At 43.1% G+C, this 26,279-nt stretch carries 25 protein-coding genes; 7 read left to right on the forward strand and 18 right to left on the reverse strand.

The features are described 5' to 3' along the window. Positions 1-58: 58 nt before the first annotated feature. From LCM11_RS13875 to LCM11_RS13910, 8 genes are all read right to left on the reverse strand, one after another. Positions 59-1,036, reverse strand: a complete 978-nt coding sequence (locus LCM11_RS13875; protein WP_224894885.1) for a DUF2268 domain-containing putative Zn-dependent protease — start codon at positions 1,034-1,036, stop codon at positions 59-61. A 323-nt stretch (positions 1,037-1,359) separates the two neighbouring features. Further along, positions 1,360-1,587 carry a 30S ribosomal protein S18 gene (gene rpsR, locus LCM11_RS13880; protein WP_089750462.1) on the reverse strand — a complete coding sequence of 76 codons (228 nt, stop codon included), beginning with the start codon at positions 1,585-1,587 and terminating at the stop codon, positions 1,360-1,362. Positions 1,588-1,609: 22 nt separating this feature from the next. Continuing rightward, positions 1,610-2,110 carry a single-stranded DNA-binding protein gene (gene ssb / locus LCM11_RS13885; RefSeq protein WP_224894886.1) on the reverse strand — a complete coding sequence of 167 codons (501 nt, stop codon included), beginning with the start codon at positions 2,108-2,110 and terminating at the stop codon, positions 1,610-1,612. Between the two features lie 12 nt (positions 2,111-2,122). Further along, on the reverse strand, positions 2,123-2,416 hold the full coding sequence (gene rpsF / locus LCM11_RS13890; RefSeq protein WP_014645361.1) for a 30S ribosomal protein S6: 294 nt from the start codon (positions 2,414-2,416) through the stop codon (positions 2,123-2,125). Between the two features lie 137 nt (positions 2,417-2,553). Beyond that, the gene (gene ychF, locus LCM11_RS13895) at positions 2,554-3,651 is read right to left on the reverse strand and encodes a redox-regulated ATPase YchF (protein WP_224894887.1); all 1,098 of its coding nucleotides are present in this window, start codon (positions 3,649-3,651) and stop codon (positions 2,554-2,556) included. Between the two features lie 218 nt (positions 3,652-3,869). Beyond that, positions 3,870-4,067, reverse strand: a complete 198-nt coding sequence (locus LCM11_RS13900; protein WP_089750468.1) for a DUF951 domain-containing protein — start codon at positions 4,065-4,067, stop codon at positions 3,870-3,872. 19 nt (positions 4,068-4,086) lie between these two features. Continuing rightward, positions 4,087-4,992 (reverse strand): mechanosensitive ion channel family protein, encoded by a 906-nt coding sequence (locus tag LCM11_RS13905; protein WP_224894888.1) that lies wholly within the window; start codon positions 4,990-4,992, stop codon positions 4,087-4,089. 50 nt (positions 4,993-5,042) lie between these two features. Then, positions 5,043-6,062 carry a hypothetical protein gene (locus tag LCM11_RS13910; RefSeq protein ID WP_224894889.1) on the reverse strand — a complete coding sequence of 340 codons (1,020 nt, stop codon included), beginning with the start codon at positions 6,060-6,062 and terminating at the stop codon, positions 5,043-5,045. A gap of 89 nt (positions 6,063-6,151) precedes the next feature. On the opposite strand from LCM11_RS13910, the gene yyaC reads away from it, so the two are divergent. Beyond that, positions 6,152-6,778, forward strand: a complete 627-nt coding sequence (gene yyaC / locus LCM11_RS13915) for a spore protease YyaC (RefSeq protein WP_224894890.1) — start codon at positions 6,152-6,154, stop codon at positions 6,776-6,778. A gap of 45 nt (positions 6,779-6,823) precedes the next feature. On the opposite strand, the gene LCM11_RS13920 is transcribed toward yyaC, so the two are convergent. From LCM11_RS13920 to noc, 3 genes are all read right to left on the reverse strand, one after another. Continuing rightward, entirely contained in the window at positions 6,824-7,528 is a 705-nt protein-coding gene (locus LCM11_RS13920) for a DUF554 domain-containing protein (RefSeq protein WP_224894891.1), read from the reverse strand. An 88-nt stretch (positions 7,529-7,616) separates the two neighbouring features. After that, on the reverse strand, positions 7,617-8,462 hold the full coding sequence (locus tag LCM11_RS13925) for a ParB/RepB/Spo0J family partition protein (protein WP_224894892.1): 846 nt from the start codon (positions 8,460-8,462) through the stop codon (positions 7,617-7,619). A 242-nt stretch (positions 8,463-8,704) separates the two neighbouring features. Further along, on the reverse strand, positions 8,705-9,568 hold the full coding sequence (gene noc / locus LCM11_RS13930; protein WP_224894893.1) for a nucleoid occlusion protein: 864 nt from the start codon (positions 9,566-9,568) through the stop codon (positions 8,705-8,707). A gap of 649 nt (positions 9,569-10,217) precedes the next feature. On the opposite strand from noc, the gene LCM11_RS13935 reads away from it, so the two are divergent. Together LCM11_RS13935 and LCM11_RS13940 are read left to right on the forward strand one after the other, a co-directional pair. Further along, on the forward strand, positions 10,218-11,414 hold the full coding sequence (locus LCM11_RS13935) for an MFS transporter (RefSeq protein WP_224894894.1): 1,197 nt from the start codon (positions 10,218-10,220) through the stop codon (positions 11,412-11,414). Positions 11,415-11,787: 373 nt separating this feature from the next. After that, positions 11,788-14,169, forward strand: a complete 2,382-nt coding sequence (locus LCM11_RS13940; RefSeq protein WP_224894941.1) for an immune inhibitor A domain-containing protein — start codon at positions 11,788-11,790, stop codon at positions 14,167-14,169. A 1,046-nt stretch (positions 14,170-15,215) separates the two neighbouring features. Here the strand turns inward: LCM11_RS13940 and LCM11_RS13945 are convergent. Next, on the reverse strand, positions 15,216-15,752 hold the full coding sequence (locus LCM11_RS13945; protein ID WP_224894895.1) for a GNAT family N-acetyltransferase: 537 nt from the start codon (positions 15,750-15,752) through the stop codon (positions 15,216-15,218). A 290-nt stretch (positions 15,753-16,042) separates the two neighbouring features. Here LCM11_RS13945 and LCM11_RS13950 point away from each other — a divergent pair, with 290 nt between their 5' ends. The 4 genes from LCM11_RS13950 (at position 16,043) to nei (ending at position 19,282) form a co-directional block, all read left to right on the forward strand. Beyond that, positions 16,043-16,306 (forward strand): transcriptional regulator SplA domain-containing protein, encoded by a 264-nt coding sequence (locus tag LCM11_RS13950; RefSeq protein WP_014645378.1) that lies wholly within the window; start codon positions 16,043-16,045, stop codon positions 16,304-16,306. Next, a complete protein-coding gene (splB, locus tag LCM11_RS13955) occupies positions 16,300-17,328 on the forward strand; it encodes a spore photoproduct lyase (RefSeq protein WP_224894896.1) in 1,029 nt (342 codons plus the stop codon). The genes LCM11_RS13950 and splB overlap by 7 nt, the downstream gene beginning before the upstream one ends. A gap of 177 nt (positions 17,329-17,505) precedes the next feature. Next, entirely contained in the window at positions 17,506-18,375 is an 870-nt protein-coding gene (locus tag LCM11_RS13960; protein WP_224894897.1) for an SDR family oxidoreductase, read from the forward strand. 67 nt (positions 18,376-18,442) lie between these two features. Then, positions 18,443-19,282 (forward strand): endonuclease VIII, encoded by an 840-nt coding sequence (gene nei / locus LCM11_RS13965; RefSeq protein WP_224894898.1) that lies wholly within the window; start codon positions 18,443-18,445, stop codon positions 19,280-19,282. A 25-nt stretch (positions 19,283-19,307) separates the two neighbouring features. On the opposite strand, the gene LCM11_RS13970 is transcribed toward nei, so the two are convergent. The 6 genes from LCM11_RS13970 to spoIIIJ all read right to left on the reverse strand — a co-directional run bounded on the left by LCM11_RS13970 (position 19,308) and on the right by spoIIIJ (position 26,176). Continuing rightward, positions 19,308-19,799, reverse strand: a complete 492-nt coding sequence (locus LCM11_RS13970; RefSeq protein WP_224894942.1) for a metallophosphoesterase family protein — start codon at positions 19,797-19,799, stop codon at positions 19,308-19,310. Between the two features lie 96 nt (positions 19,800-19,895). Next, positions 19,896-20,612, reverse strand: coding sequence for a 16S rRNA (guanine(527)-N(7))-methyltransferase RsmG (gene rsmG / locus LCM11_RS13975; RefSeq protein ID WP_224894899.1), 717 nt, complete (start codon positions 20,610-20,612; stop codon positions 19,896-19,898). Positions 20,613-20,629: 17 nt separating this feature from the next. Next, positions 20,630-22,519 (reverse strand): tRNA uridine-5-carboxymethylaminomethyl(34) synthesis enzyme MnmG, encoded by a 1,890-nt coding sequence (gene mnmG / locus LCM11_RS13980; RefSeq protein ID WP_224894900.1) that lies wholly within the window; start codon positions 22,517-22,519, stop codon positions 20,630-20,632. A gap of 25 nt (positions 22,520-22,544) precedes the next feature. Next, positions 22,545-23,921 carry a tRNA uridine-5-carboxymethylaminomethyl(34) synthesis GTPase MnmE gene (gene mnmE / locus LCM11_RS13985; protein ID WP_224894901.1) on the reverse strand — a complete coding sequence of 459 codons (1,377 nt, stop codon included), beginning with the start codon at positions 23,919-23,921 and terminating at the stop codon, positions 22,545-22,547. An 882-nt stretch (positions 23,922-24,803) separates the two neighbouring features. Then, complete coding sequence (gene jag / locus LCM11_RS13990; RefSeq protein ID WP_224894902.1) at positions 24,804-25,418, reverse strand: RNA-binding cell elongation regulator Jag/EloR; 615 nt, start codon at positions 25,416-25,418, stop codon at positions 24,804-24,806. After that, entirely contained in the window at positions 25,415-26,176 is a 762-nt protein-coding gene (gene spoIIIJ, locus LCM11_RS13995) for a YidC family membrane integrase SpoIIIJ (RefSeq protein ID WP_224894903.1), read from the reverse strand. Before spoIIIJ ends, jag begins: the two co-directional genes overlap by 4 nt. Positions 26,177-26,279: the final 103 nt, after the last annotated feature.

The following is a 26,279-nucleotide window of genomic DNA, read 5'->3' on the forward strand; positions in this document are numbered from 1 at the left end:
TAATGCTCTTTATATAGGAAGAGTTGAAATCGAGATATGTAGTTTTTAATCTCTCTCACTAAAAGGATTCTTCATATCCGCTCTCCCTATAGAGCTGTTCAGGCGGCGTTTTCGTCCATTCTTCAATGGATGACTCAGGATGATTTTCAACATATTTTTCTACTATATGGTAACCAGCCATATACCCAAAACCGGGCGGATACTCACCCTTCTCACCGTAAAGTACACGATTCACACGACTAGCATCGTTCGAGTCCAGCAAACTCTTCGCTTGCTTCCACAACGCTTTTTCCTGTTCTTTCCCCATCCTTGATTTAACCTCTGTCGGGGGTGTTCCATATAAGAGGGATCCAAAGTACTCGGCTTTCCCTTCAAAAACTATGCTGCCAAGTAAGTCCCACTCCTCATCGTTTAGGGAATAGTCTGCTGTCCACGTGCTGTGATGGTACTCATGTGCAACAATGTGCTTCAATCGGTCTTTACTAACCGATGCGACATTGAACAATGAAATCTTACCTGCCCCTACAGTCACCCCCGGGAAACTCATTTCTCCTTGTGGAAGAAGACAAACCGTTGTATCTTCTCCAGGTAATGTATCAGCAGACTTCTCCAAAGCTTGGAGTACTGTTTTTTCAAGTTCTGAAGCCTGCATCATGGTGATATCATCTTTTACTTCCTTCAGTTCTCTCGGAGGAATATTCACATACTCCTTCACAAGGTGAGAGTACTCACCCCTCAAGCATGCGTCTTGTACCCGGTCCATCACAATGGTCTTCCAGAGTTTTTGCCGATCACTTTGTTCAACTGTTTCTTCAGCCTTTTTTACATACTCTTCGACATATTCATAGGCAGAAAAAACTCGCAACGTTTGTCCTTCTTCTATGGTATTTTCAATTATGTATTCATCTTGATTAGACATCTTTTCAGCTTGGGTACTCGCGTCAGTTTTTTGGTTGTTTAGTTTGTTTGAAGTCTCTTGCTCACATCCTATTGAAATAGCAAGTAAAGCTAAACCAAAAATAATTAAATATCGCATAGTTACTCCTTTGGAATTGTTTCTAATTCATCGTCATAAATCCCACTTTCATTTATGCAGAATTACGAGATACCTTCCCTTATTGTGAATGTAGATAACCTAAGGGTACCATAGGTTTCGACTTATTTGGAAATATATACCTTAATGGTATTCTATTGTCTATTCACCATCACATTACTTAAGATGGTAACTCTTTATCGCTTGAAATGAGGTCAAACAATCACTGGAGAGCTATCCTATTGAAGAACGTTGGTCCAAAGATGGAAAACACAAAAAAAAGACCGTGAAGTCTAAAATAGACTTCACGGTCTTTATTAACGCTACTATTCAGTAGAGTAAGGCAATAGAGCCATAATACGAGCGCGTTTGATTGCTTTCGTCAATTTACGCTGATATTTAGCAGAAGTTCCTGTTACTCGGCGAGGAAGAATCTTTCCTCGGTCAGAAACGAAACGTCTTAGTAGATCAACATCTTTGAAATCGATGTGTGTAATTCCATTAGCTGTGAAGAAACACACCTTTTTACGTTTTCCGCGTCCACGACGTGCCATGTCGCATTCACCTCTTTCTTAATTAGAATGGCAGATCATCATCTGATATATCGATGGGCTCTCCATTATCTGCGAATGGATCCTCATCTCGTTGATTGTTGTTATTGTTGTTGTTAGATCCGAAATTATTTCCAGATGGTTGTTGATTCTGATTTGCCTGGTATCCTGAGCCTCCACGATTACTTCCACCCTGGGAAGAACTTCCTTTGGATTCTAAGAATTGTACGCTATCTGCAACTACTTCTGTTACAAATACACGCTTGCCTTCCTGGTTATCAAAGCTTCTGGACTGTAAACGTCCATCTACTCCTACAAGACTGCCTTTATTCATAAAGTTGGCTAGGTTTTCTGCAGCACGTCTCCAGACCACGCAGTTAAGAAAATCTGCGTCCTGACCACCTTGATTATTAGAAAATGGTCGGTTCACCGCAATGGTGAAGTTGGCGACGGCCACTCCGTTTGGCGTATAGCGTAAATCAGGATCCTTCGTCAATCTGCCGACTAATACGACACGATTTAACATCAGAACCACTCCTTATTTGTCATCTTCGCGTACAGCGATGTGGCGGATAATATCATCCGTGAACTTCGCTTGACGGTCGAATTCATTAATCGCTTCACGTGTACCGTTGAAGTCGACTGTTACATAGATACCATCACGGTAGTCGTTAATTTCATAAGCAAGACGACGCTTGCCGATTTCTTTAACTTCTTCTACCTCCGCGCCATTATCTTGAAGGATATTGCTGAAACGATCAATGATTCCAGTTTTAGCTTCCTCCTCGATATCTGGGCGGATGATATACATGATTTCGTATTTTCTACTCATCCGTTTTCACCTCCTTATGGACTTAACGGCTCCTATTCCTGATAGGAGCAAGGAGTAATCTATTCTTAATTACTCACAATGTAGTATTATAACAAAGTTGTCCAAGAAATACAATACTAAAACGGAAGGATCCTCGCTTATACGTTAAAACGGAAGTGAATAACGTCGCCATCTCTCACTAAATACTCTTTGCCTTCTAAACGAACACGGCCGCGGTCGCGGGCGACACCCATCGTGCCTGCATCAACCAGGTCTTCATACGACACCGTCTCTGCACGGATGAAACCACGCTGGAAGTCCGTGTGAATGACTCCGGCAGCCTGTGGAGCCGTCATTCCTTCTTTAAAGGTCCAGGCTCTTACTTCCTGCTCACCAGCTGTAAAGTAAGTGGCCAGCCCAAGAAGGTTGTAGGTAGCTTTAATTAACTGATCCAGTCCGGATTCTTCAATACCAAGGTCCTCAAGGAACTCTTCTTTTTCTTCTCCATCAAGCTCAGCAATCTCGGACTCAATTTTGGCACAGACGACAATAACTTCTGCATTCTCTTTTGCTGCAAATTCACGGATTTGCTTAACCTTTTCATTATCCCCTTCCCCAATTTCATCCTCACTGACATTCGCCACATAGAGGATAGGCTTGGAAGTTAGTAAATGAAGGCCTTTAACGATTTTTTCCTGATCATCACTGAATTCAACCGCGCGAGCCGGGGTTTCTTCCTCTAATGATTCTTTCAATTTCTCAAGAACCGTGTATTCTGCTACAGCATCCTTGTCTTTTTGACGAGCCATTTTAGCTACTCTGTCCATCCGCTTGGAAACTGTTTCGAGGTCGGCAAGAATTAGCTCCAGGTTGATGGTTTCAATGTCCGTGATGGGATCGACTTCACCTGACACGTGCGTGACGTTCTCATCTTCAAACGCACGGACTACGTGGCAGATTGCGTCGACCTGGCGGATGTGGGATAGGAATTGGTTACCAAGTCCTTCACCTTTACTTGCCCCTTTGACAATACCTGCAATATCGGTGAATTCAAATGCGGTAGGTACGGTTTTCTTCGGTTTAACAAGCTCGGTCAGCTTCTCCAGCCGACTGTCCGGTACTTCCACGATTCCTACGTTCGGATCTATTGTGGCGAACGGATAGTTGGCCGACAGAGCTCCTGCTTGTGTAATTGCGTTAAATAGCGTAGATTTCCCTACGTTCGGTAAACCTACGATTCCTGCTGTTAGTGCCATATAAGACTTTCACTCCTTAAGGATTTACATACATGCATGCTAGTCATATCAATTATAGATACTGTGTCTGAAAATAACAACCTGTGGAAAAGCAAAAGCAAAGGCTTACTCCTTCTTAATTGTTACTTTCATTCTAGCCATTTTCCAGGTTTGGTTAAACTTTTCGGTCCAAAATTAAAAAGCCCGCCTATTTCAGGGAGCTTTTCGCGGCTAAAGATTTATTGTTCGGAAGGTTCCAGCTTTTTCTTCATTTTGGATTCAAACTTTTTGCGCGGGATGAGGACACTGTGGCCGCAGCCTTCACACTTTATACGAATGTCTGCTCCCATACGAATGATTTTCCAGCGGTTTTCCCCGCACGGGTGAGGTTTCTTCATTTGAACAACATCATTCAATTCGTAATTTTTGTCTGCCATGGAGTTCCCTCCTCATTTTTTACTCATTCACTTCCTGTAATGATTTATCATCTTCACGAGAATACATAACCATACGTGGAAATGGAATTTCTATTCCTTTTTCGTCCAGACGGGTTTTTACTTCTTTCCGGATGGCTCGAGCTATTATCCAATGTTCCATTGGCTGGGTTTCAGCGATAATCCTCATGACCACATCGGAAGCCCCTAATGTCTGTACCCCGAGAAGTTCAGGTACATCGAGCATCGCTTCATAACGAGCGGGAAGCTCTTTCATCAGATCCAGAATTACTTGCTCGGCCTGGGCAATGTCCTCTTCGTACGCAATACTTACGTCCACCACGGCGATACTGTTATAGATGGAAAAGTTCGTAACCTGCGTGACATTTCCATTAGGCAGGATATGAACTTCACCTGTCCAGGATTTGACTTTACACGTACGGATGCCTACCTCTTCAACAAAACCTTCAACGCCAGATGTCCGAATGTAATCACCTACGGAAAACTGGTCCTCGAAAATGATGAAAAATCCGGAAATGATATCGCGCACCAGGTTCTGGGCTCCAAAACCAATCGCGAGACCGGCAATACCTGCACCTGCGAGCAGAGCGCCTACATCTAAAGTAAAAGCTTCCAGTATCATAATAAACGAGACAAAATACACCACATACGTTAAAGCGTTGATCACCAATTTTTTTAATGTAGCTTCCCGGCGCTGGGTAATTTTAAAAGGTCCCCGCCGCCGATTCTCAAAAAACTGCGAGATCACTCGCCTTCCTATGCGGATCACTAAAAACGAGATCACCAGTATAAAGATGATTTTCAGGGCTCCTAGAGCTAGATTAGTCCATAATTCTGGCCCCGTCACATACTTTACTGCTTCTTCCCACCTGGTTAAAGCTTCCTCAACAGCTTCGTCCGCTTTCAACGCTTCCCCTCCTGTACGACTATGAATATGAAATTCATTTTAACAGGTTTTCAGCGAATTTTGAATCGCGAACGTAAAGGATAAATAAGAAGGGAGAAAAGAACGTATAAATTCAGGATTCCATACAGCGGATACAAGTACTCCACGAGCGTAGAAAACCCGAATGAAGTGAAGGGAAGCATCACAGCAACGGTCGCTAACGCCACAATCCACAGAGGCTGCTTTAAATAATTCCGGAAGCGAGTAGCAAGTCCGAGAGTACCAGATACAGCCGTCGTGAAAATGGCAATCCAGAGCATCACCGACATAAACAGCATCATTTCATACGGATAGTGTTTTAATATGGCGAATAAAGGAATTTCGTAGAGCATAATCTCATCTGAAATCTCTATTAAACTTTGATTATAGAGGTAAGAGATGACCCCGAGAACAGCACCGCTCCCAGCACTGGCAATCCATATCTCACCTTTATGCTTCACTTGATTCCCAATTGCACCGAGCACAGCAATCAATGGAAGGATATTAAGAGCTGTAAAAGGAAAAGCGGACATCCAATTGGTTATCTCATGAAGATGACCAAACAGTTCAAGCTGCTGATCATTAATGAAAATAATTAGAACGACTACAAGACCAGTAATTAATAAGGGAAGGACCACGCTGTTTACCGTAACGATCCCTTTTACATCCCATACAAACAAAAGAATCATAGGTACCACAAGTGCCATGACTCCAAAGCGGTAGGAGAAATGAAAGGCCTGCCAGGTGGCTCCGCTTCCTGCCAGCATAATAATGGTCATCGTGAATAGATAAATGATAATCATCCAATCATAAATTCCTGTTAAATGTTTTCCTACAATGGCCCGCAGAACAGGTAAATAATCTCCGCTCTGCTTCTTAAAGCTGATCTTCATAATGACGGCACAGCACAGAATGAACATGAGGCAAAACAAAAAGATAGCCAGGCTGCTGTCCTGTCCAAAGAATTGCCAAAGCTCTCTCCCTGAAGCATATCCCGCCCCAATCATCGTTCCTACAATCAAAAACATCCATTTAATCCCAGCTTTTATCATGAACGATCCTCCACCTCTATGTATTTGCCACGTATAGAACGACGGACAACCTTATATACTGTTACTAATATGTGTGTGGAGGAGAAGCTATGAATTTTAAAGACAAGTTCTCAAAGGAAGAAAGACGCCTCAAGACAGATGATCCTGGAATGAGTGAGACCCTTAGTCTGCATTTGAAAGAATGGCTGCCTCCCTCTAAGAAGATCATCATTGCCTGTATTGGAACGGACCGCTCCACAGGCGACGCATTTGGGCCCCTGGTGGGTTCGATGCTGAAGCACCAAACGTTAGAAACCTTTCACCTGTATGGAACGCTGGAAGAACCTCTGCATGCCCTTAATTTAATTGAACGAATGAATCAGATTAAACGAATTCACAATCATCCCTATATCCTGGCAGTCGATGCGTGTTTAGGTAAGTCGGCATCGGTGGGTTCTGTCGTGCTTGGGAAGGGGGCCATTTCGCCGGGGTCTGCTTTAAAGAAGGAACTGCCTCCTATCGGAGATCTTCATATTAGCGGGATGGTCAATGTGAGTGGATTTATGGAACATGTTGTTTTACAAAACACTCGTCTCCATACAGTCATGCAGATGGCCGCAAAAGTGGCAGCCGCCATTCAATTGTCGGATGCTAAGCGTGTGAAACATACAATGGAATCTGCACCCATCACGACATTTAAAGGCACCATTAACCGTATGCCTAAAACCATGAAATAATAAAAAAAGCTACTCATAAGCCTTTTAAAGACTTATCAGCAGCTTTTAAAACCATTGGTAAATATAGAACACCACTCCGACCATTACGAGGGAAGGTAACAGATTGGCTACACGGATCTTCGTTAATTTTAATAAGTTAAGACCGATGGCCACAATCAGCAGTCCTCCAGTAGCTGTCATTTCCATGATGAACAAATCCAGCATATTCTGGGGAATCCACCGATTAATCTGAGTAGCTAATAACGCAATAGAACCTTCATATAACACGACCGGAACGACAGAGAAAATAACACCAATTCCAAGTGTAGACGTTAAGACGAGCGATACGAACCCATCAATGATAGCCTTGGTTATTAAAACTTCATGGTCATTACGAAGACCGCTGTCCAGGGCTCCTATGACGGATAATGCTCCGATAACAAAGATGAGGGAAGCCGTAATAAAACCCTGGGCCATACTCGATTCCTGGTCGGGTTTGGTAAACTTTCGTTCAATGAATCTACCTATGTACTCAAGCTTATCTTCTAAATGTACCGCTTCACCAATAATCGCTCCAGTTAATAAACTCAACAGTACAATTACAATATTTTCTGTTTCAAAGGCCATTTGAAGGCCGATCAATATAACGGCAAGACCCACACCGCTCATAACAGTTTCTTTAAAGCGCTCAGGAATCTTAGTGAAAAACAGCCCCAGAAGTGTACCAATAATAATACATAACCCATTCACAAATGTACCTAATAATACCATGAGATTCTCTCCTATAATTTTTTGTTTCACGTGAAACACACTTGTTTATAAGCAACAAAAAAACCTGGTCAGCTTCCCCAGGTCTGCTTCATGAGTCTTTATCAAACCATTGTAAGATACGTTCCAGGTCCTCTTCATCCATAAACTCAATTTCAATTCTTCCTTTTTGTTTTCCTTTATGAATGGTAACTCCCGTGCCCAGGCGCTCTCTGAGACTCTCTTCCCGATCTCTTATAAAGATATCTTTAGCAGACTGTTTCTTTTTATCAGTCCGGTCTTTTTTATTGTTTTCAAAAATCAGACGCTCCGCCTGACGAACATTAAGGCCTTCTTTTTCAATTCTTGTGGCAAGAGCGATCACTTGCTCACGACTTTTTAATCCAAGCAGTGCCCGACCGTGGCCCATGGTTAAAGTTCCATCATTTATTTTCCGTGTTACTTCCACCGGGAGCGATAACAGCCGGACGAGATTAGCAATATGAGAACGGCTTTTTCCTAACCTTTTGGAAAGGGATTCCTGAGTTAAAGAAAGCTCATTCATTAAATTCTGGTAGGCTTTGGCCTCTTCAATTGGAGTTAAATCCTCCCGCTGTAAATTCTCAAGAAGGGCAAGTTCCATCATCTGTTCATCCGTCAGTACACGTACCAGGGCGGGAACCGTATCCAGGTTTGCACGCTTTGCCGCGCGGAACCTTCGTTCACCGACCACAATTTCAAAACCTTTAATGCTTTTTCTCACGATCAGGGGCTGAAGAATGCCGTGCTCCTCGATCGATTCCTTCAATTCCTGGATGGCTTCATCGGTAAAATGCTTTCGGGGTTGATACGGATTAGGGCGGCATGCATGGACCGGAATTTCCTGAATCTGCTCTTCCTCTTTACGCTCCATCTCCTGAGAAACTGCTTGAGTCTCTTTACCTGACCCTTTCGCCATTCGCGATCACTTCCTTTGCTGATTCTAAAATAGACTTCCACACCTTGAGACTGCAGTTCATGCAAAATCACGGACTTGCCGTAACGTGAAACTTTCCTCAGCCGGGTTTAACGGAAAATAATAGGTGGATCGTCATTATCTTAGTCTACTTTTCTTTTATTTTACCATTTTATTGAAAAAACGGGGTGAAGAGTTAAAAAAAGTCCCATCTCTGCGAAAAGCAAGATGGGGAGAACCGTTCATTATTTTTTCTTAGGAATCTTTATCGTAATCTGATAATAATCATCATGATCTTCTTCATCGGTTTCTAAGTCAATCCCAGTATCTGAAACCATCGTGAGAGACTGCCGAATCGTATTCATGGCAATCCTCATATCTTTATTTACACCTTTAAGAGTCGGCTTTTTCTTTTTCGGTTTAGGTTCGCTCAGCTTAGCGATCCGCTCTTCCGTCTGCTTTACGTTCAGGTGCTTTTCAATGATTTCAGTCAATATCGTTTCCTGCAGTTCGGGATCTTTAACTCCAATAAGGGCTCTTGCATGGCGCTCTGTAATTTTTTTATCCATAATCGCCTGTTGAACGGATTCAGGCAATTTTAACAACCGCATCTTATTGGCAATCGTTGACTGGCTTTTACCTAACCGCTGGGCCAGGGCTTCCTGTGTTAATTCATGAAGTTCAATCAGTCTGGCGTAAGCCGTAGCTTCTTCAATGACCGTCAATTCTTCCCTTTGCAGATTCTCGATAAGAGCGACAGACGCCGTCTGGGAATCATTCATATCACGGAGAATAGCAGGAACCGTTTCCCACTCCAGCGTTTGGACAGCACGCCACCTGCGCTCTCCGGCAATCAGTTCATAATTTTCCTCATCTATCCGACGGAGAACAATCGGCTGAATCATCCCATGCGTATGTATCGTCTGGGCAAGTTCGCTGATCTTCTCATCGTTGAAAATCGCTCGGGGCTGATAACGGTTCGGTTGAATTTGAGCTACCGGGACCTGCATGACTTCATCAGGGCTGTAGCTTTCTTCACTATTGTTATCTTCCGCTTCCTGTTCCGGTTTGTCCCCTAATCCGAACAAACGACCAAAAGGATGTAACACGATCAGACACCACCTTTATACGATCGAGCTTATGCTCATTAATATTTTCCTTAAAAATTGAAATAGAAAAAGCGCCGCAGGCTTTTCGGCTGCTGCGCAAAAGTATGCCGTATTCACTCTTTATCTATTTTATCATATTTATTCTAGTAAAAGTATCATAAGGAAAGAAGAATTATTCATTTCCGTTGTCGAAAAAACACAGATTACCAGGTGATCAAGGCATTTCATAAGGATTTGTTTCTGATAAAAGTCCAGTTGTTCCTAGCAGAATTCGTCGATATATTTTCCTGAAAAATATTTCTTCTTATAGCTTACCTGTTCAAGGGTTTCCCTTCAAACCATAGTTGTAAAATGAAAGGGAAGCAGCTGCCCGGCTCATTTTATAATTCAAAGTCAGGCAGGAATAAATGTGTTCCTGCTGAATATGTATCTTTGAAGGTTCTGCTTAAAAGGAAAAGTGTTTTTCCAGAAGGGGAACTGAATTTAAAGACAACGAACCAGGGAGGAACCAATCATGCAAAAAACTTTCATCATAATTTCTCATTCAGAGGCAGGGGTGAAAGCAAGCTAATTATTGATCTAGTCGCTGCAAGCTTTTAACTCCTGCACCTATACCAGACGAACTACTGTATAGCAGGAGGATTATATTTTGCAAAAGAATACGTTAGCCGCTCATAACATTCGCTTTTTATTTTGGGCCGAGTTATTTGGAAGCGTACGCTTCATCCAACCGGTACTTACGCTTTTTTACTTTGAAAGAGGTCTTGATGAGTCCTTAATTCTGCTTGTCTTAACCTTTTTCAGCATTGGCGTCCTTGCCGGGGAAATTCCGACCGGGGTACTGGCTGACCGCTATGGACCCAAAACAGCTTTTTTAATAGGTTCGGCACTTGCCATAGTCAGTCATAGTCTATTACTCGTCGCCTTTGAACCCTGGGTTTTCTTCCTTAGCAGCTTTTTAACCGGGTTTGCCGCTACTTTTTTCAGTGGAGCAGATGAAGCTCTTATCTACGAATCTCTTAAACTTTCCAACGAAGAAAGATTTATGGATAAAGCGATCGGCCAAATTGGTTCAGCTACGTTTATCGTCTCGATCATTGCGGTTATAATAGGGGCTTTTATCGCTAAAGACTTAACAGAACAGCAATTTCAGCTCCTGATTGGATTAAGTCTTGCATTTATGACGGTTCAGTTCTTTTTACTGCTGTCGATCAAGAACCCGCCCCAGCAAGAAGGGGAGCACCAGGCGCCGCTCCGGCAAATATGGGCAGGGGTAAAAGCGATCCGGAAAACCCCTCAAGTATTATGGATGTTTATGAACATATCGCTCGTATTTATACCCGCTACAGCGATATTTGAGAAATTCGATCAAAAGCTGCTCGTCGATGCCGGCCTGCCGGTGTACTGGATTGGAATCGTTTATGCCATCGCAGGTTTCATAGGTTTTATGGCTTCACGATCGATTGGATGGATGACAAGTAAAATGAGTCGTGTTCATTTATTGTTGATTACAGGAATGCTCGCCGTAGCAGGGCTTACACTAGCCGCTTTGTTTAACACGTATCTCTGGGTGATTCTTGGAGTGATCGTGGTCTTAAAACTAGTGAGTGCTATTCGCTACCCGATTTATTCCCAACTATCCAATGACCTGATTCCGTCTAACGTACGGGCCACCACTATTTCATTGCTATCGCTTCTTGATTCAGGTTTTGATTTGCTGATTTTCACGACTGTCAGCGGAATTGCACTTGCTGGATTCACACCCATGTTCCTGGCCTGTGCCGTTATCGCTTTACTCGGTGTTGCCATACCAATACGGCCAAAACAAATGATAGTTAATGAGTGAAATCTATTCATTTTCCATAGAAAACAGCCACCTCAAAAAGGGTGCGCTGTTTTTTTATGTAATTATTGTAGGACTTAAGTATACAGTAGGAAAGTCATCACCACTCCTCTAAGAGCAGCCTATAAACCTCACCCACTTATTTATTACAGTAAAATAACATCACATTGTTACGAATATTGTAATATTCTCTTCCAATCCGCTATTTTCACCGGCGTTTATCTGTTACACTTTAACGCTTTAAATTCGCTTCTGGGCACTATTCATTATTTTTAGAAAATTAAAAATAATATATTGATTAATTTTGTAATTTTGGTAGATTTGTAAATGTAGCTTATTTTTACAAAATGTGGAGGGAGACATTAATTTGAAGAAAATGGGGAGAATTATCACATCTGCTTTAGCTCTTACATTAGCCTTCGGGCCCGTGAGTGCGAGTGCAGGCACAGTAAATCAAGATGCAGGCGATGATTTACATAAATCACATTCGCATGAGGGATCACCTTTTGATCTTGCGATTGCGAATGATGAAAAGCTTATTGAGATGTTGAAAGAGGACGGAAAAATTGCTCCAGATGCAAGTCCTTCCGAAGCTCAAAAAGGATTAAACAAATTCTTAAAAGCTAAATCGGAAGCAGCTAAGAAGGATAAAGGCGAGTTAAATGAAGAAGCAAAAGAAGCAAAAGAAAAACTTCAGGGCGAAATGAAAAATAACAGCTTAACCAATGGAAAAGGGAATAAACTGGGACAAGCGAAGAAAAATGCACCAGAGGGTGTGACAGAAGAAGCTTATGATGGCGAGATGCGCACGGACAAAGTGCTTGTCCTGCTCGTCGACTATCCAGACAAGCCTCATAACTCTATGAGTGCTGATGAAACGGATATGTACTATGATGGCGAAGACGCTTATTCCAGAGAGCATTACCAGGACATGCTTTTCGGTGAAGGCGGCTGGGAAGGTCCAGACGGCGAAACGTATGATTCTATGAAACAATATTACGAACAGCAATCCGGCGGCAGTTATTCTGTCGAAGGGGAAGTAGCTGGATGGTACACGGCAAGTCAACCAGCAGCAGCATACGGCGGAAACTATCCGACAGAAGATGACAGTGACGTCAATGCCCGCGGACTTGTAAAAGAAGCGCTTGAGGCAGCAGCAGCTGATGATTCTGTTGATATAGCTGACTACGACCAATGGGATCGTTATGATTTAGATGGTGATGGAGACTACCTGGAACCAGACGGCCTTGTTGACCACTTGATGGTTATTCACTCCGGCGTAGGTGAAGAAGCAGGCGGAGGATCCCTAGGTTCTGACGCTATCTGGTCTCACCGCTGGAACCTGGGTGGAGTGACTCCGATTAGTAATACTGAAGCTACTGTAGGATATTGGGGCGGCTCTATGGCTGCATACGATTATACTATTGAACCAGAAGACGGAGCAGTAGGGGTCATGGCCCACGAATTTGGCCACGATTTAGGGCTGCCGGATGAATACGATACGCAGTATTCCGGTGCTGGCGAGCCAGTCAGTTACTGGTCGATTATGTCGAGCGGAAGCTGGGCAGGAGATATCCCAGGTACGATGCCGACTGGATTCAGCCCGTATATGAAAGAAATGCTTCAAGCTTCTGCTGTAGTAGATAATGAGGGTACAGAAGGAAACTGGTTATCAGGGACAGAAGTAAATGTAGAAGACATCAATGAAGAAGGAACAGAGGTTCTTCTTGATGAAGCTGTGACCAAAGGAACAAATAATGACGTTACGAAAGTGAATCTGCCGCAAAAAGAAACAGTTATTAACGAGCCGGCAAGCGGGGAGTATGAATATTTCTCCGGAAGTGCTGATGACTTGCATAATTATTTGACGAAAACGGTAGATTTAACTGATGCCACCTCTGCCGAGTTTAATTTTAAAACGTGGTATGACATTGAAAAAGACTGGGATTATGCTTACGTAACAGTTAACGGAGAGCCAATTGCAAGTGATATTACAACCAATGAGAATCCATATGATTCTAACCTTGGAAATGGAATTACCGGTTCATCTGATGGCTGGATTGATGCTTCCTTCGACCTGTCTGCTTACGCAGGAGAAGAAGTAGAAGTAGCAATTGAGTACGTTACGGATGGTGCAGTATCAAATCCTGGCTTGTATGCTGATGATCTATCCATCGTAGTCGATGGAGAAGAAGTCGTGTTCGATGATGCTGAAGGCGATGCTCAGTTTGATCTGGATGGTTTCACGAAAACTGATGGAATTAAACGCTCTGACCATTACTACCTGCTCGAATGGCGCAGCCACAATGGTGTGGATGAAGGCCTTGCCAACATCCGCCGTGGTGACAGCTTAATGACGTTCGACGATGGGCTAGTGGTCTGGTATATCGATAAGCAATACAGTGAAAACTGGACAGGTATTCACCCTGGTAATGGCTTTGTAGGCGTGGTCGATGCGGACCAGCACACTGTTAAATGGGGTAATGGAGACGTAGCTAGTACACGCTTCCAGGTTCATGATGCCGCCTTCAGTTTAGATAAAACAGAAAAAATGTTTATCGACTATACGAATAGTACCTACGGGGATACCATTAAAGATAACTTCACGAAACGCACACCATTATTCGATGACAGCGAAAACTACTTGAATGAAGGATTAGTAGATGCAGGACGCGATGTTCCTGATTACGGTCTGAAATTCCGAGTAACTGGTCAAAGTAAAGATGGTACTGTAGGTAAAGTATTAATGTACAAATAATCAATTTTAAAAAGAACTCCTCTTAATTTGAGGGGTTCTTTTTTTATAAGTTGATATGCAAAAAATAAGATATAATATCAACCTGAAAATTTGAATATCATTCTGGCAACCTGGATTTGTCACTATTCCATAGAAAAAGATACGTTAATCACAATTCTTTCTTTTTTCCATACCTGACCGTTTATTTACCTTCCTGCCATAGCCCCTCCTCCACTATCCAGCCCTTGATGAGTAATCTGAAGAGGTTGCTCCTTAGGGGTCTGAAAGATTGAATAGTGCACAATGACAAAGAGCTTCGTCACACACTCTCAGATTCGAGGTTAGGATATGCCCATAAAGCTGGTGCATAGATTCTCTATCGTTCAAGGGCTTCTATGTACGCCTCTATGGCATTCCGATGCTGGAGCTTGTTATTAGACTCGTTAAGTTTTTTCCAAATTCAGCTGCTTTCGCTAGAAGTTCTCCTGCTTTAATTATGGAGCGTGCGGGAAATATGTTTAATTCTGCACTATCCTGTTCGATTTTTCTCAACATTATTGTGTAACATTCGTTTGGCATCGGCACTTTTCAATAAGATTATAGACAAATTCTAGCCAATCCTATCAGTTATCCCGTACAATACATTCGTGTTCCTGCTGTATAACTAGCTGTTTGACGATCACTCGTTCATTCTAATTCTCTTTTGTGTTCGCTCACTTTATATCTTCCTGTTCAATGCGAGTATCACGCTGGGCATAATAATGGTCTAAAATTATATGAAAAACCATGCCCCGTATCGCTAGGCGATACGGGAGAAAAGTTTTACCATTTAACCTAATATAGACAGAGATAAGGACCCGACACTTCCCTTTAGATCACCTCTTCCTAAAAAGTAAGGCAAATAAAAGATAAAATATGTAACCAAACCATATTTCCTGGGAAATATACGAAATCGCATTGCTGTCTCAATTCCGAAATTAACGAAGCGTTAGGAAATGAGGAGGGGCCAGGAGCTCTGGGCATACAAAACCAATCACCAGTTGTTTCCTCATTCACATGTAAAGTTTTCATGCACGATAGTTTTGAACAGTCATGCCATAAACATCAATATCCTTGTGCTCCCCCCAGTGGTAGATATCCCCTTTCAGTTTCCCTTCATAAGTTAGTCCAGCTTTTTGCATCACTCTGGTAGAGGCCGGGTTTTCACTGATTGCTGCAGACCAAACCCTGTGCAGCTGCAAAGTTTCGAAACCATACTCGACCATTCGAGCAGCCGCTTCTGAGGCATATCCCTTTCCCCAGTAAGGCTTTCCAACCCAATAAGCAAGCTCGCCCTTCTTGTGTTTATGATCCACTCGCAGCGTCATCGTCCCCACCAGCTCATCTGTTGATTTCAATACCATAGCCATAGGATAAGCTTTCCCTTCCTTGATCCATTCTTTATGTATCCTTATCCAGTTCTGCGCGTCTTCCAGTGTATATGGATGCGGAACGAAGGTGGTGGCTGCAATTGCTTTGTCACCTGCAAGCTCCGATACACGTTCTGCCTGTGAGATTTCATACGGTTGTAAATTCAAACGCTCGGTCGTTAACGGCCAATTCATAGAAAAAACTCCTTTATAATTCAAATTGAAGGATTGATTATTTAAGATAAGAGCCTGTTTGTTTAAAACTCTGTTTTAAGATAACTCGGGTTCGTTGCCAAAAACGGTGAGGGTCTCTACGGAAACAACTCGCTTTCCTGCGGCCTTTTTGTGTAATAATTTTATTCTAAATTTAATGAAGATAGAAACACCATTTTATTTAGTTAATTTAAGAAAATAAATCCAACTTGTCTAATAAATTTCAGGTTTTGTGGAAAAATGAACACAAACTATGGAAAGCAGGTGTGGTTATGGAATTTCAACAACCCAACTATCGTGCGGGAGATATCGTATATGTCATCTATCGCAACCCGCATACGTATGATGTGGCCAATGTACAGGAAGCAGCCGTTGTAAAAGATCCAGAAAATCCAGGAGATTTAGCCCTTTTTCTATACGAAACGTATTTTCCGCTGGATTCCGAGATCGCTGTATATGCCTCTCAAGGTGAAGCTGAACGCGCCTATCATGATACATTTGGCGGCGGGATTGAACCGGAGGGACTGCAGTGGTAAAGCCATTTGTACCCGAACTCGTTTACATCGAACCCGGAGCCCTAAAATACCCGCTAGGTAAAGAACTGAAAGAAAAATTTGAGGATATGGGTATTGAAATTCGCGAGACCACCTCCCATAACCAGGTCCGCAATTTACCAGGAGAAAATGATTTTCAGAAATACCGGATGGCGAAATCCACGCTGGTAGTCGGTGTGAGAAAAACTTTGAAATTCGATACATCCAAACCTTCCGCAGAATACGCCATTCCATTTGCGACAGGATGTATGGGTCACTGCCACTACTGTTACTTACAAACCACAATGGGAAGTAAACCTTATATCCGCACCTATGTAAATGTCGAAGAGGTGTTTGAAGCGGCAGAAGCCTATATGAAAGAGCGTGCGCCGGAAGAAACAAGATTTGAAGCTTCTTGTACTTCTGATATCGTTGGTGTCGATCACCTCACCCATACCTTAAAACGGGCGATCGAATATTTTGGTCAGTCTGAGCATGGGCGCTTACGTTTTGTAACCAAATTCGCCCACGTCGATCATTTGCTTGATGCGAAACACAACGGCCGTACACGTTTCCGTTTCAGTATGAATGCGGACTATGTAATCAAATACCTGGAGCCGGGTACCTCCCGTCTGGACGATCGAATTGAAGCGGCCGTAAAAGTAGCAGAAGCTGGTTATCCTTTAGGATTTATCATTGCCCCTATTTATCTGTACGAAGATTGGAAAGAAGGTTACCGGATTCTGTTTGAGAAACTTTATGATAAACTTCCGGAAAAAGCAACAAAAGATCTTACCTTCGAACTGATTCAGCATCGTTTTACCAAGCCTGCCAAGCGTGTCATCCAGAAAAATTATCCGATGACAAAGCTTGAAATGGATGAAGAAAAGCGAAAATATAAATGGGGCCGTTATGGAATCGGAAAATATGTTTACCAGAAGGATGAACAGAAAGAGATGCAGGAAGTTCTGGGTGGATATATTGAGCAGTACTTTCCTGAAGCCAGATTAGAATACTTCACCTGATGCTTGACGCTGACAACTAGGCAGCATCCCGCCAAATCGACAGAAAGCGATAAAAAACCATATAAACAGTCTTCTATAGAAATGTCAGAACTCCTTTCTTTTGTTTACCTTTTTCCTAATTGTGGAATGAGGGTATTACGATATTATAGTGATAAAACAAAAGGAGGAGTTTTTAATATGGATCGTTCACAAAAGCAAACTCAAGGCCAGCCTAAACAGGAACAGGAAAAGCAGCCTGGTGTGGAAGGCCAGTTAGATCCTCAGCCGCTTCAAGCTGATGAAGACTATCAAAGTGGAAATAAATTAGTCGGCAAAGTAGCCTTAATTACAGGAGGAGACAGCGGAATCGGCCGTTCGGTAGCTATTGGCTACGCTAAAGAAGGCGCAGACGTTGCGATTTCCTACCTCGAGGAACACGAAGATGCTGAATACACTAAAAAACAAATAGAAGAGCAGGGACGCCGTGCTATTTTAATCCCTGGTGATGTAGGAGAACAATCTGTCTGTAAGGACGCCGTTGAACGTACAGTCAACGAACTGGGGCAGCTCGACATTCTAGTAAATAATGCAGCTGAACAGCATCCAACCGAGGATTTACTGGATATTACAGCAGAACAATGGGAAAGCACATTCAAAACGAATATCCATTCCATTTTCTATATGACAAAAGCAGCGATTCCTCACTTGAAGAAAGGAAGCTCCATTATCAATACAGCTTCCATTAACCCTTATACCGGAAATGCGCAGCTTGTCGATTATACAGCAACGAAAGGCGCTGTAGTAGCCTTTACTCGTTCAATGGCTAAACAGCTCGTGAATAAAGGAATACGTGTAAATGGTGTAGCTCCTGGTCCAATCTGGACCCCGTTAATTCCTTCTACATTTGAAGAAGACAAAGTAGAACAGTTTGGTACCAACACGCCAATGGGACGCCCTGGTCAGCCCGTAGAGCACGTAGGCAGTTATGTATTGCTTGCTTCCGATGATTCTACGTATATGACGGGTCAGTTTATCCACATTAATGGCGGCCTGTACACTTCCAGCTAGAGCGTTATTTCTTGCCAAAAGCTCTCTTCTTTTACACAATAAATACAAGAAGAGAGGAGAACTGTATATGCCAGAAGGTCCAGAAATAAGAAGGGCGGCTGATCACGTGGAAAAAGCGTTGACCGGCCGCCCTGTGCTTGAGATATCTTTTGCGTTTGAGCAGCTTCAGGATTATGAAGACATGTTTCAAGGAGCTATGATCAAGCGTGTTGAAACGCGCGGAAAGGCCATGCTGATCCGTTTTGATCAGGGCTACACCATCTATTCTCATAATCAATTATATGGAAAATGGTACGTCCGAAACGCCTATAATTACCCGAAGACCAACCGGCAGCTAAGGCTTGCCATTCATAACGAAAAGAAATCGGCCCTGCTTTACAGTGCATCTGATATTGAGGTGTTAAAGGATGAGGAAGTTGAAGAACATCCTTTTATAGCCAAAGTAGGTCCAGACCTTTTAAATGAATCTGTTACGCCTGAAGAACTGATAGAGCGATTTAAAGATAAAAAGTTCCGTAGAAGAAAATGGAGTTCATTACTGTTAGATCAGGCTTTTATAGCTGGAGTCGGGAATTATCTGCGGAGTGAAATTTTGTTTTGTGCAAACATTCATCCTGAACTCAGACCGGCCGATTGCACAGAAGAACAGCTTAAAAAAGCAGCCAGAGCCTGCATCGACCTCATGTGGCGTTCTTATGAGAATAAAGGAATTACGAATGATCTTGAACTTGCTCACCGTTTAAAATCGGAGGGAGCAAAGCGTTATCAGTATCGGCATTGGGTTTTTAATCGCGAAGGTCAGCCATGCCGGATAGATGGAACAGAAATCATTAAATACAAGGCAGCTTCCAGACGGTGTTACTACTGTCCGACCTGTCAGGCTAAGACCTCCAGCTCCGTGAACTAGGGAGCAGGAGGTCTTTATCAGGTCTCTAGGTGAAAAAAACATGCTCGGCGTGAATGTTTTCTTCAAGCCTGAGAATACCAAAAGAGTAATATGGAAGCTTTCGTTTATCTGTGACAGACCCTGGATTAAATAACATCACTTTGTTCATGTAGCGGGTCAGGGGCAGATGGGAATGGCCAAAAATAATAAGATCCACTTCCTCCTCTTTAAATCCTTCCACCGCTCTTTTCTCCGTCGTTTTTTTCTCTCCATGACCATGAATCACACCAATTCGAAAACCATTCAGCTCAATCGTCTTCTTATACGGAAAAATGGATTGAATGTCTTCCCCATCTACGTTTCCATAAACACCGTATAAAGGTGGTCCATACCCTTTCAGTTCTTCAACTACTTCCTTCGTCTGCCAGTCTCCAGCATGGATAATGGCGTCTGCGGAAGGAAGTTCCTCCACAAATCTTTCTGGTAGAGACTTCCCTTTTTTAGGCATATGAGTGTCTGATAGTACAACAATTTTCATCATGGCGTCCCCCTTCTTCTTTACTTCTACCCGCTTAATAAAACCATGAGACAAAAAAATCCCCCTTCGGCTCCTTAGAGCGTAAGGGGGATGTGTTTACTGAATCGGTGCTTTATTTGGTGTACCGGCTTTACGCGGGTATTTCTTAGGTGTTTTCCGGCGCTTTTCAATAATCGCAATATTTCTTTCGCTGTCCTCTTCCGGCAGGGTGAACGTATACACGTTTTCCACCTCTCCTCCGACTGTTTGGATAGCAATCGCTGCATCTTCCATTTCATCGGCCAGGTTAGGTCCTTTCATAGCCATGAAATGCCCACCTTTAGCGGTTAAAGGAAGACATAATTCACTCAGTACGGACATTCGAGCAACAGCTCGGGCCATGACAAGATCATAACCTTCTCGGAATTTCGCGTTCTTACCAAAGTTTTCGGCACGATCATGGTAAAAAACCACGTCATCCAACCCTAATTCGTGGGCTAAGTGATTCAAAAAAGTGATTCGTTTCTTTAATGAATCGACAATCGTCACTTTCAAGTGCGGGAACACAATTTTAAGCGGCAGACTTGGAAAGCCAGCCCCGGCTCCAACATCACATATTCTCAACGGCTGGGTGAAATCATAGTAAAACGAAGCGGTCAAAGAATCATAGAAGTGCTTAAGATAGACACCTTCCTTGTCCGTAATCGCGGTTAGATTCATTTTTTCATTCCATTCCACAAGGATTTCGAAGTACTTGTGGAACTGTTGCTGCTGCTCTTCGCTTAATTCAATACCCTGGTTCTTAAGCGATTCGAGAAAGGTGTTGATATCCATGCTTCCATCCTTTCGTTTTATTCACCCGATACGCGAGCGATTTTTCCTTGTTCAATATAAACAAGTAATATAGACACGTCAGCCGGATTAACTCCGGAAACACGTGAAGCCTGCCCCACAGATAACGGCCGTACTTCTTTGAGACGATCGCGGGCTTCTGTAGCAAGTCCGTGGATGTCATCGTAATCAATGTTTTCAGGTATCTTCTTCGTTTCCATCTTCTTCATACGTTCGATTTGCTCGAGCGCTTTTTTGATATACCCGCTGTATTTAACCTGAATCTCTACCTGTTCCTTCACATCTTCCGGTAATGAGACCTCACTAGGGGTTAGACGCTCCAGGTGACTGTATTTCATTTCAGGACGCTTCAGTAAATCAAGGGCACGTACCGCTTCCTTCAGGCGGGTGCCTCCCGCTTCTTCAATGACAGCCTGAACTTCTTCTGTTTCCTTCAGAATGACTTTATCCAAGCGAGCTTTCTCTTCTTCGATCAGCTGCTTTTTCTTAAGGAAGCGCTGATAGCGTTCTTCAGGAATTAATCCTAGCTCGTATCCTTTTTCAAGCAGACGTATATCTGCGTTGTCATGACGAAGCATCAAGCGGAATTCTGCACGAGACGTGAGAAGACGATATGGTTCGTCGGTACCTTTGGTCACGAGATCATCAATCATAACGCCGATATAGCCTTCTGAGCGGTCGAGTATTAACGTTTCTAGATCCAGTGCTTTCGCAGCTGCGTTAATCCCTGCCATCAGCCCCTGACCGGCGGCTTCTTCATAACCGGAAGTTCCGTTTAATTGTCCGGCGGTGAACAGTCCGGAAATTTGCTTCGTCTCCATAGTTGGCCATAATTGAGTCGGGATAATTGAATCGTACTCAATGGCATAGCCTGCCCTCATGATTTCCGCATTCTCAAGTCCAGGTACCGTTCTCATCATTTCGTTCTGTATATACTCAGGCAGGGAAGTGGATAGACCCTGTACGTACACTTCTTCGGTATCGCGACCTTCCGGCTCAAGGAAAATCTGGTGCCTTGGTTTATCATTAAAGCGCACAATTTTATCCTCAATAGAAGGGCAATAACGTGGACCTGTACCTCTCACAGCGCCTGAATACATTGCAGACAGGGTTAGATTATCATCAATAATTTTGTGAGTCGCTTCGTTCGTATAAGTCAGCCAGCAAGGAATTTGATCCGTAATGAACTCTGTCGTTTCATAAGAGAAGGATCTTGGTTCTTCTTCGCCCGGCTGGATTTCCGTTTTAGAATAATCCACCGTATGGCTGTTTACACGCATCGGCGTACCCGTTTTAAAACGGACCATATTAATTCCCAGTTCCTCAAGCTGTTCGGATAGAGAAACCGTAGAACGCTGGTTATTCGGACCGCTCTCATACGAAAGATCTCCAATCAGGACGCGTCCACGCATGAACGTTCCCGTCGTTACGATAACGGTTGGAGCATAATAAGCTGCTTTTGTTTCTGTAACGACTCCTTTAATTTCATTATCTTCAACAAGAAGCTTCTCCACCATTCCCTGGCGAAGCGTTAAGTTTTCCTGGTTCTCAAGCACACGTTTCATTTCTTTAATATAGAGTGGTTTGTCCGCCTGAGCTCTCAGTGCTCGTACGGCAGGACCTTTTCTTGTATTCAGCAGACGCATTTGAATGTGCGTTTTATCAATTACTTTCCCCATAGCGCCGCCAAGTGCATCCACTTCACGGACGACGATTCCTTTTGCCGGCCCGCCAATCGAAGGGTTACACGGCATGAAAGCGACCAGATCCAGGTTGAGAGTAAGCATTAACGTTTTGGCGCCTCTGCGGGCTGCAGCAAGACCTGCTTCTACCCCTGCATGGCCGGCACCGATTACGATTACGTCATAATGCCCAGCATCATAAGTCATTTATTGTCTCTCCTTTTGTTGTTGTTTATTTCCCTAAGCAAAACTGTGAAAACAACTGATCGATCAAGCTTTCGTGTACAGTATCTCCGATAATTTCACCAAGAATTTCCCACGTCCTAGTGACGTCGATCTGCACCACATCGAGCGGTACTCCCATTTCCATGCCGTTCTGGGCATCTTCAAGGGATTGCTTGGCCTGTTTGAGCAACTGCACGTGACGGACGTTGGATACGTAAGTCATATCTCCCGCATCCAGTTCTCCTTCAAAGAAGGTATCGGCAATCGCATTTTCAAGCTGATCTACACCTTTTTCATGAATTAAGGAGGTAGAGATCACGGGGTTATCTCCGGCAAATTCTTTCACCTGATCGATATCTAATTTTGGTTCCAAATCCATTTTATTAACAATAACAATTATATTCATGTCACGAAGGGCTTCAAATAACTGCTTATCATCGTCATTCAGCTCATCTCCATAGTTTAACACAAGAAGGATGAGATCGGCTTCCTCTAATACTTGTCTGGAGCGTTCAACACCTATTCTTTCGACAATATCTTCAGTTTCCCGGATACCAGCCGTGTCGATCAGACGAAGTGGAACTCCTCGAACATTGACATATTCCTCAATGACATCACGAGTCGTTCCGGGAACTTCCGTCACAATCGCTTTGTTTTCGTGCACCAGTGTATTCATTAAGGACGATTTTCCGACGTTAGGCCGGCCGATAATGGCCGTCCCTAACCCTTCTCTTAATATTTTCCCCTGACGGGCGGTCTGAAGAAGCTTTGAGACTTCCTCATGGACTTCTTTCGTCTTTTGCTCCATCATTTCGTGAGACATTTCTTCCACGTCATCATACTCGGGGTAGTCAATATTTACTTCCACGTGGGCTAAGGTTTCAAGAAGTTTCTGTCTTAGCTGCTGAATAAGATTCGACAACCGTCCGTCCATCTGTTTTAAAGCAACGTTCATAGCCCGGTCCGTTTTCGCACGAATCAAATCCATCACGGCTTCGGCCTGAGACAGATCAATCCGGCCATTTAAGAACGCGCGCTTCGTAAATTCACCAGGTTCGGCCAGACGTCCTCCACTCGCTAAGACGATTTCAAGGACACGGTTCACTGAAACCAGCCCGCCATGGCAGTTAATTTCAACGATATCTTCCCTTGTAAAAGTCTTAGGCGCACGCATAACGGAAACCATTACCTCTTCTGCTGTCTCTCCCGTATCAGGATCTATTATTTTACCGTAGTGCATCGTGTGGGAGTCGACTTCGTTTAAATCCTTTCCTCGAAACAAATCTCCAGCTATAGAGACAGCTTGAGGACCACTAAGTCGAACAATTGCTATGGCACCTTCTCCCATAGGGGTAGATATGGCAGTTATCGTATCTGTTTCCACACGCGCTCACCTCCTCATGTTGCTGTTTTATATTTATCCACAAAGTAGAATTTATTGTAGTCACTAACTTAATAGAATATCATATCAGTCCGGTAATTGAAAAGATATCAACAACCTCTCAAAACCGTTTTTCCTTTATTTCCATTATCCACATGTGTATAACTCATTATTCAACCGGCTCAATTAAAGCTCCGTATAAATTCTTAAAGAAAAGCTCCCATTACTTGAAGACTTGATTTCGACATAAATGGGTACGTTATCTAGAAAGAACTAGGGCTGGTGGGGAAATAATTCGCTTTCCTGTGGGGAACGGGAAGCTTCCTCGGTCGTGTTTCACTCCCTGCGGGATCTCCCCTAGTTCCTTTTCCTACGGGAGTCTCATGATTTCCCCACCAGCCCAACTCTATAAGGGAGAACGGACCCTACTATAGCAGAAAAGTGCCAAGCTGCATCTGCCTAAAATGCTTATATAACAGAGTTTCTGCACTTAAACATACGGAAAAGCCACCTTGGATCATAGATTATCCATTTTCATTGGAAGGCGCTTACGCAGAGAAATTCAAACTCTCAATGATCGCAATGGGGCGGAAGGGAACGGCGAAGACTCCTGCGGGATGAACATGATCGGTGAGATCCCGCAGGGCTGTTAAGCCCGAGGAAGCTCAGCACATGCCCGCGGAAAGCGAGTCATTCCCTGGAGCCCCATTCTCCACACAATATCTAGAAATCAATTCTTATACAATACAGCCCCTTAGTTGAAAGATTCTAATCACCTAACATTCTAAAGAACCATTCTATAATACTGGATTATCGCAAAAAATCCCACAAAAAAACTTCTGCCAACGATGATTGGCAGAAGTTTTTAGTGTACATGTAACTTCTTTAGGAAGGACGTATGACCACATGCCTACGTGGATCATTACCATCAGAATCAGTTACGACTTTTTTATGGTTTTGAAGAGCCGAATGTATAATCTTCCTTTCATAGGAAGGCATAGGCTCGAGCTTGACTTCTTTACCGGAAGAAATCGCTTTTTCCGCTAATCGCTTAGCCAGATTTTCTAGCGTTTCCTTTCGTCTTGCTCGATAACCTTCTGCATCCAGCATAACGTTGTAAAACTGATCGGATTCCCGGTTAACGGCGAGTTGAGTTAAATATTGCAGTGAATTTAAGGTTTGGCCGCGTTTTCCAATGAGCATGGCGATTTTTTTACCTTCAAGCTCCATGGCAATATCGCGGTCTTTTACTTCTGTTTTTACATGTACAGGAGCACCCATTTGCTTTGCTACTTCTGTGATGAATAATTCGGCATCCTGCACTGGATTCTTTTGAATAGATACTTTTACGATTGCCGGTTTTGAACCAAAACCAAGAAATCCCTTTTTACCTTCATCAATGACATCTACTTGAACCTGGTCCTTCGATGTTTGTAATTGTTCTAGTGCTGATTGGACCGCTTCATCAACTGTGGTGCCAGTAGCAGTTATTTGCTTCACTCACCTGCTCCTCCCGTCGCGTCTTTCATCATGGGCTTACGAATAAAAATGGTTTGAAGAATCATAACGATGTTACCTACAATCCAGTACAGAGCCAGGGCTGATGGGAAGAAGAAAGCAAATGTACCGATCATAAGCGGCATGATGTAAATCATCATTTGCATCTGCGGGTTTTGCGCTGCGGCTCCGCCGGCCATCATCAGTTTCTGCTGTAAGAAAGTTGTGGCAGCTGTAAGAATCGCAAGGAATGGATCGGATTCCCCGAGTTGAAGCCATAGAAAGCTGTGCGTTTGAATTTCAGATGTTCTCATAATGGCATGGTAGAAACCAATTAATATCGGCATTTGCACAATAATAGGCAGACATCCTGCCAAAGGATTAACTCCATTTTTCTGGAAAAGCTGCATCGTTTCCTGCTGAAGTTTTTGCTGGGTCTGTGCATCCTTAGAAGAATACTTTTCTCTTAATTCTTTAAGTTCCGGCTGAATTTCCTGCATAGCTTTTGAACTTTTCAGTTGTTTAACGTTTAACGGTAGTAACAATACACGGATAATGATGGTCACGATAATAATCGCCAATCCAAAACTTCCGTTTGTCAGATCTGCGAAATACAAGAGCGTCTTAGATAATGGAAAAACAATATATTCATTCCAGAATCCTGTACTATCCTCGGTGATATCCTGATTGACCTGGGTACACCCGGATAAGAACGTAAGCACACCTGCCATAGCAAGCAATGCTATTATTTTGTTACGCAACGTTCCTTCCTCCTTACTGAATCCCTCTGGCTATTCATTTAAAATTAATTTTCTGTCCATACATCAGTGTAGCATTATTTCATAGAATAATTCTATAAGATGA

It is taken from the genome of Halobacillus halophilus, from assembly GCF_020171985.1.
GTDB classification, from domain to species: domain Bacteria; phylum Bacillota; class Bacilli; order Bacillales; family Halobacillaceae; genus Halobacillus; species Halobacillus halophilus_A.

Excerpts from the sequence above, each read along its gene's own strand:
- LCM11_RS13875 (WP_224894885.1), bottom strand. The coding sequence starts at position 1,036 with ATGCGATATTTAATTATTTTTGGTTTAGCTTTACTTGCTATTTCAATA.
- LCM11_RS13925 (WP_224894892.1), bottom strand. The coding sequence starts at position 8,462 with ATGGCGAAAGGGTCAGGTAAAGAGACTCAAGCAGTTTCTCAGGAGATG.
- LCM11_RS13945 (WP_224894895.1), bottom strand. The coding sequence starts at position 15,752 with ATGAATTGGCCGTTAACGACCGAGCGTTTGAATTTACAACCGTATGAA.
- ssb (WP_224894886.1), bottom strand. The coding sequence starts at position 2,110 with ATGTTAAATCGTGTCGTATTAGTCGGCAGATTGACGAAGGATCCTGAT.
- LCM11_RS13900 (WP_089750468.1), bottom strand. The coding sequence starts at position 4,067 with ATGGCAGACAAAAATTACGAATTGAATGATGTTGTTCAAATGAAGAAA.
- rpsR (WP_089750462.1), bottom strand. The coding sequence starts at position 1,587 with ATGGCACGTCGTGGACGCGGAAAACGTAAAAAGGTGTGTTTCTTCACA.
- LCM11_RS13940 (WP_224894941.1), top strand. The coding sequence starts at position 11,788 with ATGGGGAGAATTATCACATCTGCTTTAGCTCTTACATTAGCCTTCGGG.
- LCM11_RS13970 (WP_224894942.1), bottom strand. The coding sequence starts at position 19,799 with ATGAAAATTGTTGTACTATCAGACACTCATATGCCTAAAAAAGGGAAG.
- yyaC (WP_224894890.1), top strand. The coding sequence starts at position 6,152 with ATGAATTTTAAAGACAAGTTCTCAAAGGAAGAAAGACGCCTCAAGACA.
- LCM11_RS13950 (WP_014645378.1), top strand. The coding sequence starts at position 16,043 with ATGGAATTTCAACAACCCAACTATCGTGCGGGAGATATCGTATATGTC.
- nei (WP_224894898.1), top strand. The coding sequence starts at position 18,443 with ATGCCAGAAGGTCCAGAAATAAGAAGGGCGGCTGATCACGTGGAAAAA.
- LCM11_RS13910 (WP_224894889.1), bottom strand. The coding sequence starts at position 6,062 with ATGATAAAAGCTGGGATTAAATGGATGTTTTTGATTGTAGGAACGATG.
- ychF (WP_224894887.1), bottom strand. The coding sequence starts at position 3,651 with ATGGCACTAACAGCAGGAATCGTAGGTTTACCGAACGTAGGGAAATCT.
- LCM11_RS13960 (WP_224894897.1), top strand. The coding sequence starts at position 17,506 with ATGGATCGTTCACAAAAGCAAACTCAAGGCCAGCCTAAACAGGAACAG.
- rpsF (WP_014645361.1), bottom strand. The coding sequence starts at position 2,416 with ATGAGTAGAAAATACGAAATCATGTATATCATCCGCCCAGATATCGAG.
- mnmG (WP_224894900.1), bottom strand. The coding sequence starts at position 22,519 with ATGACTTATGATGCTGGGCATTATGACGTAATCGTAATCGGTGCCGGC.
- rsmG (WP_224894899.1), bottom strand. The coding sequence starts at position 20,612 with ATGGATATCAACACCTTTCTCGAATCGCTTAAGAACCAGGGTATTGAA.
- LCM11_RS13920 (WP_224894891.1), bottom strand. The coding sequence starts at position 7,528 with ATGGTATTATTAGGTACATTTGTGAATGGGTTATGTATTATTATTGGT.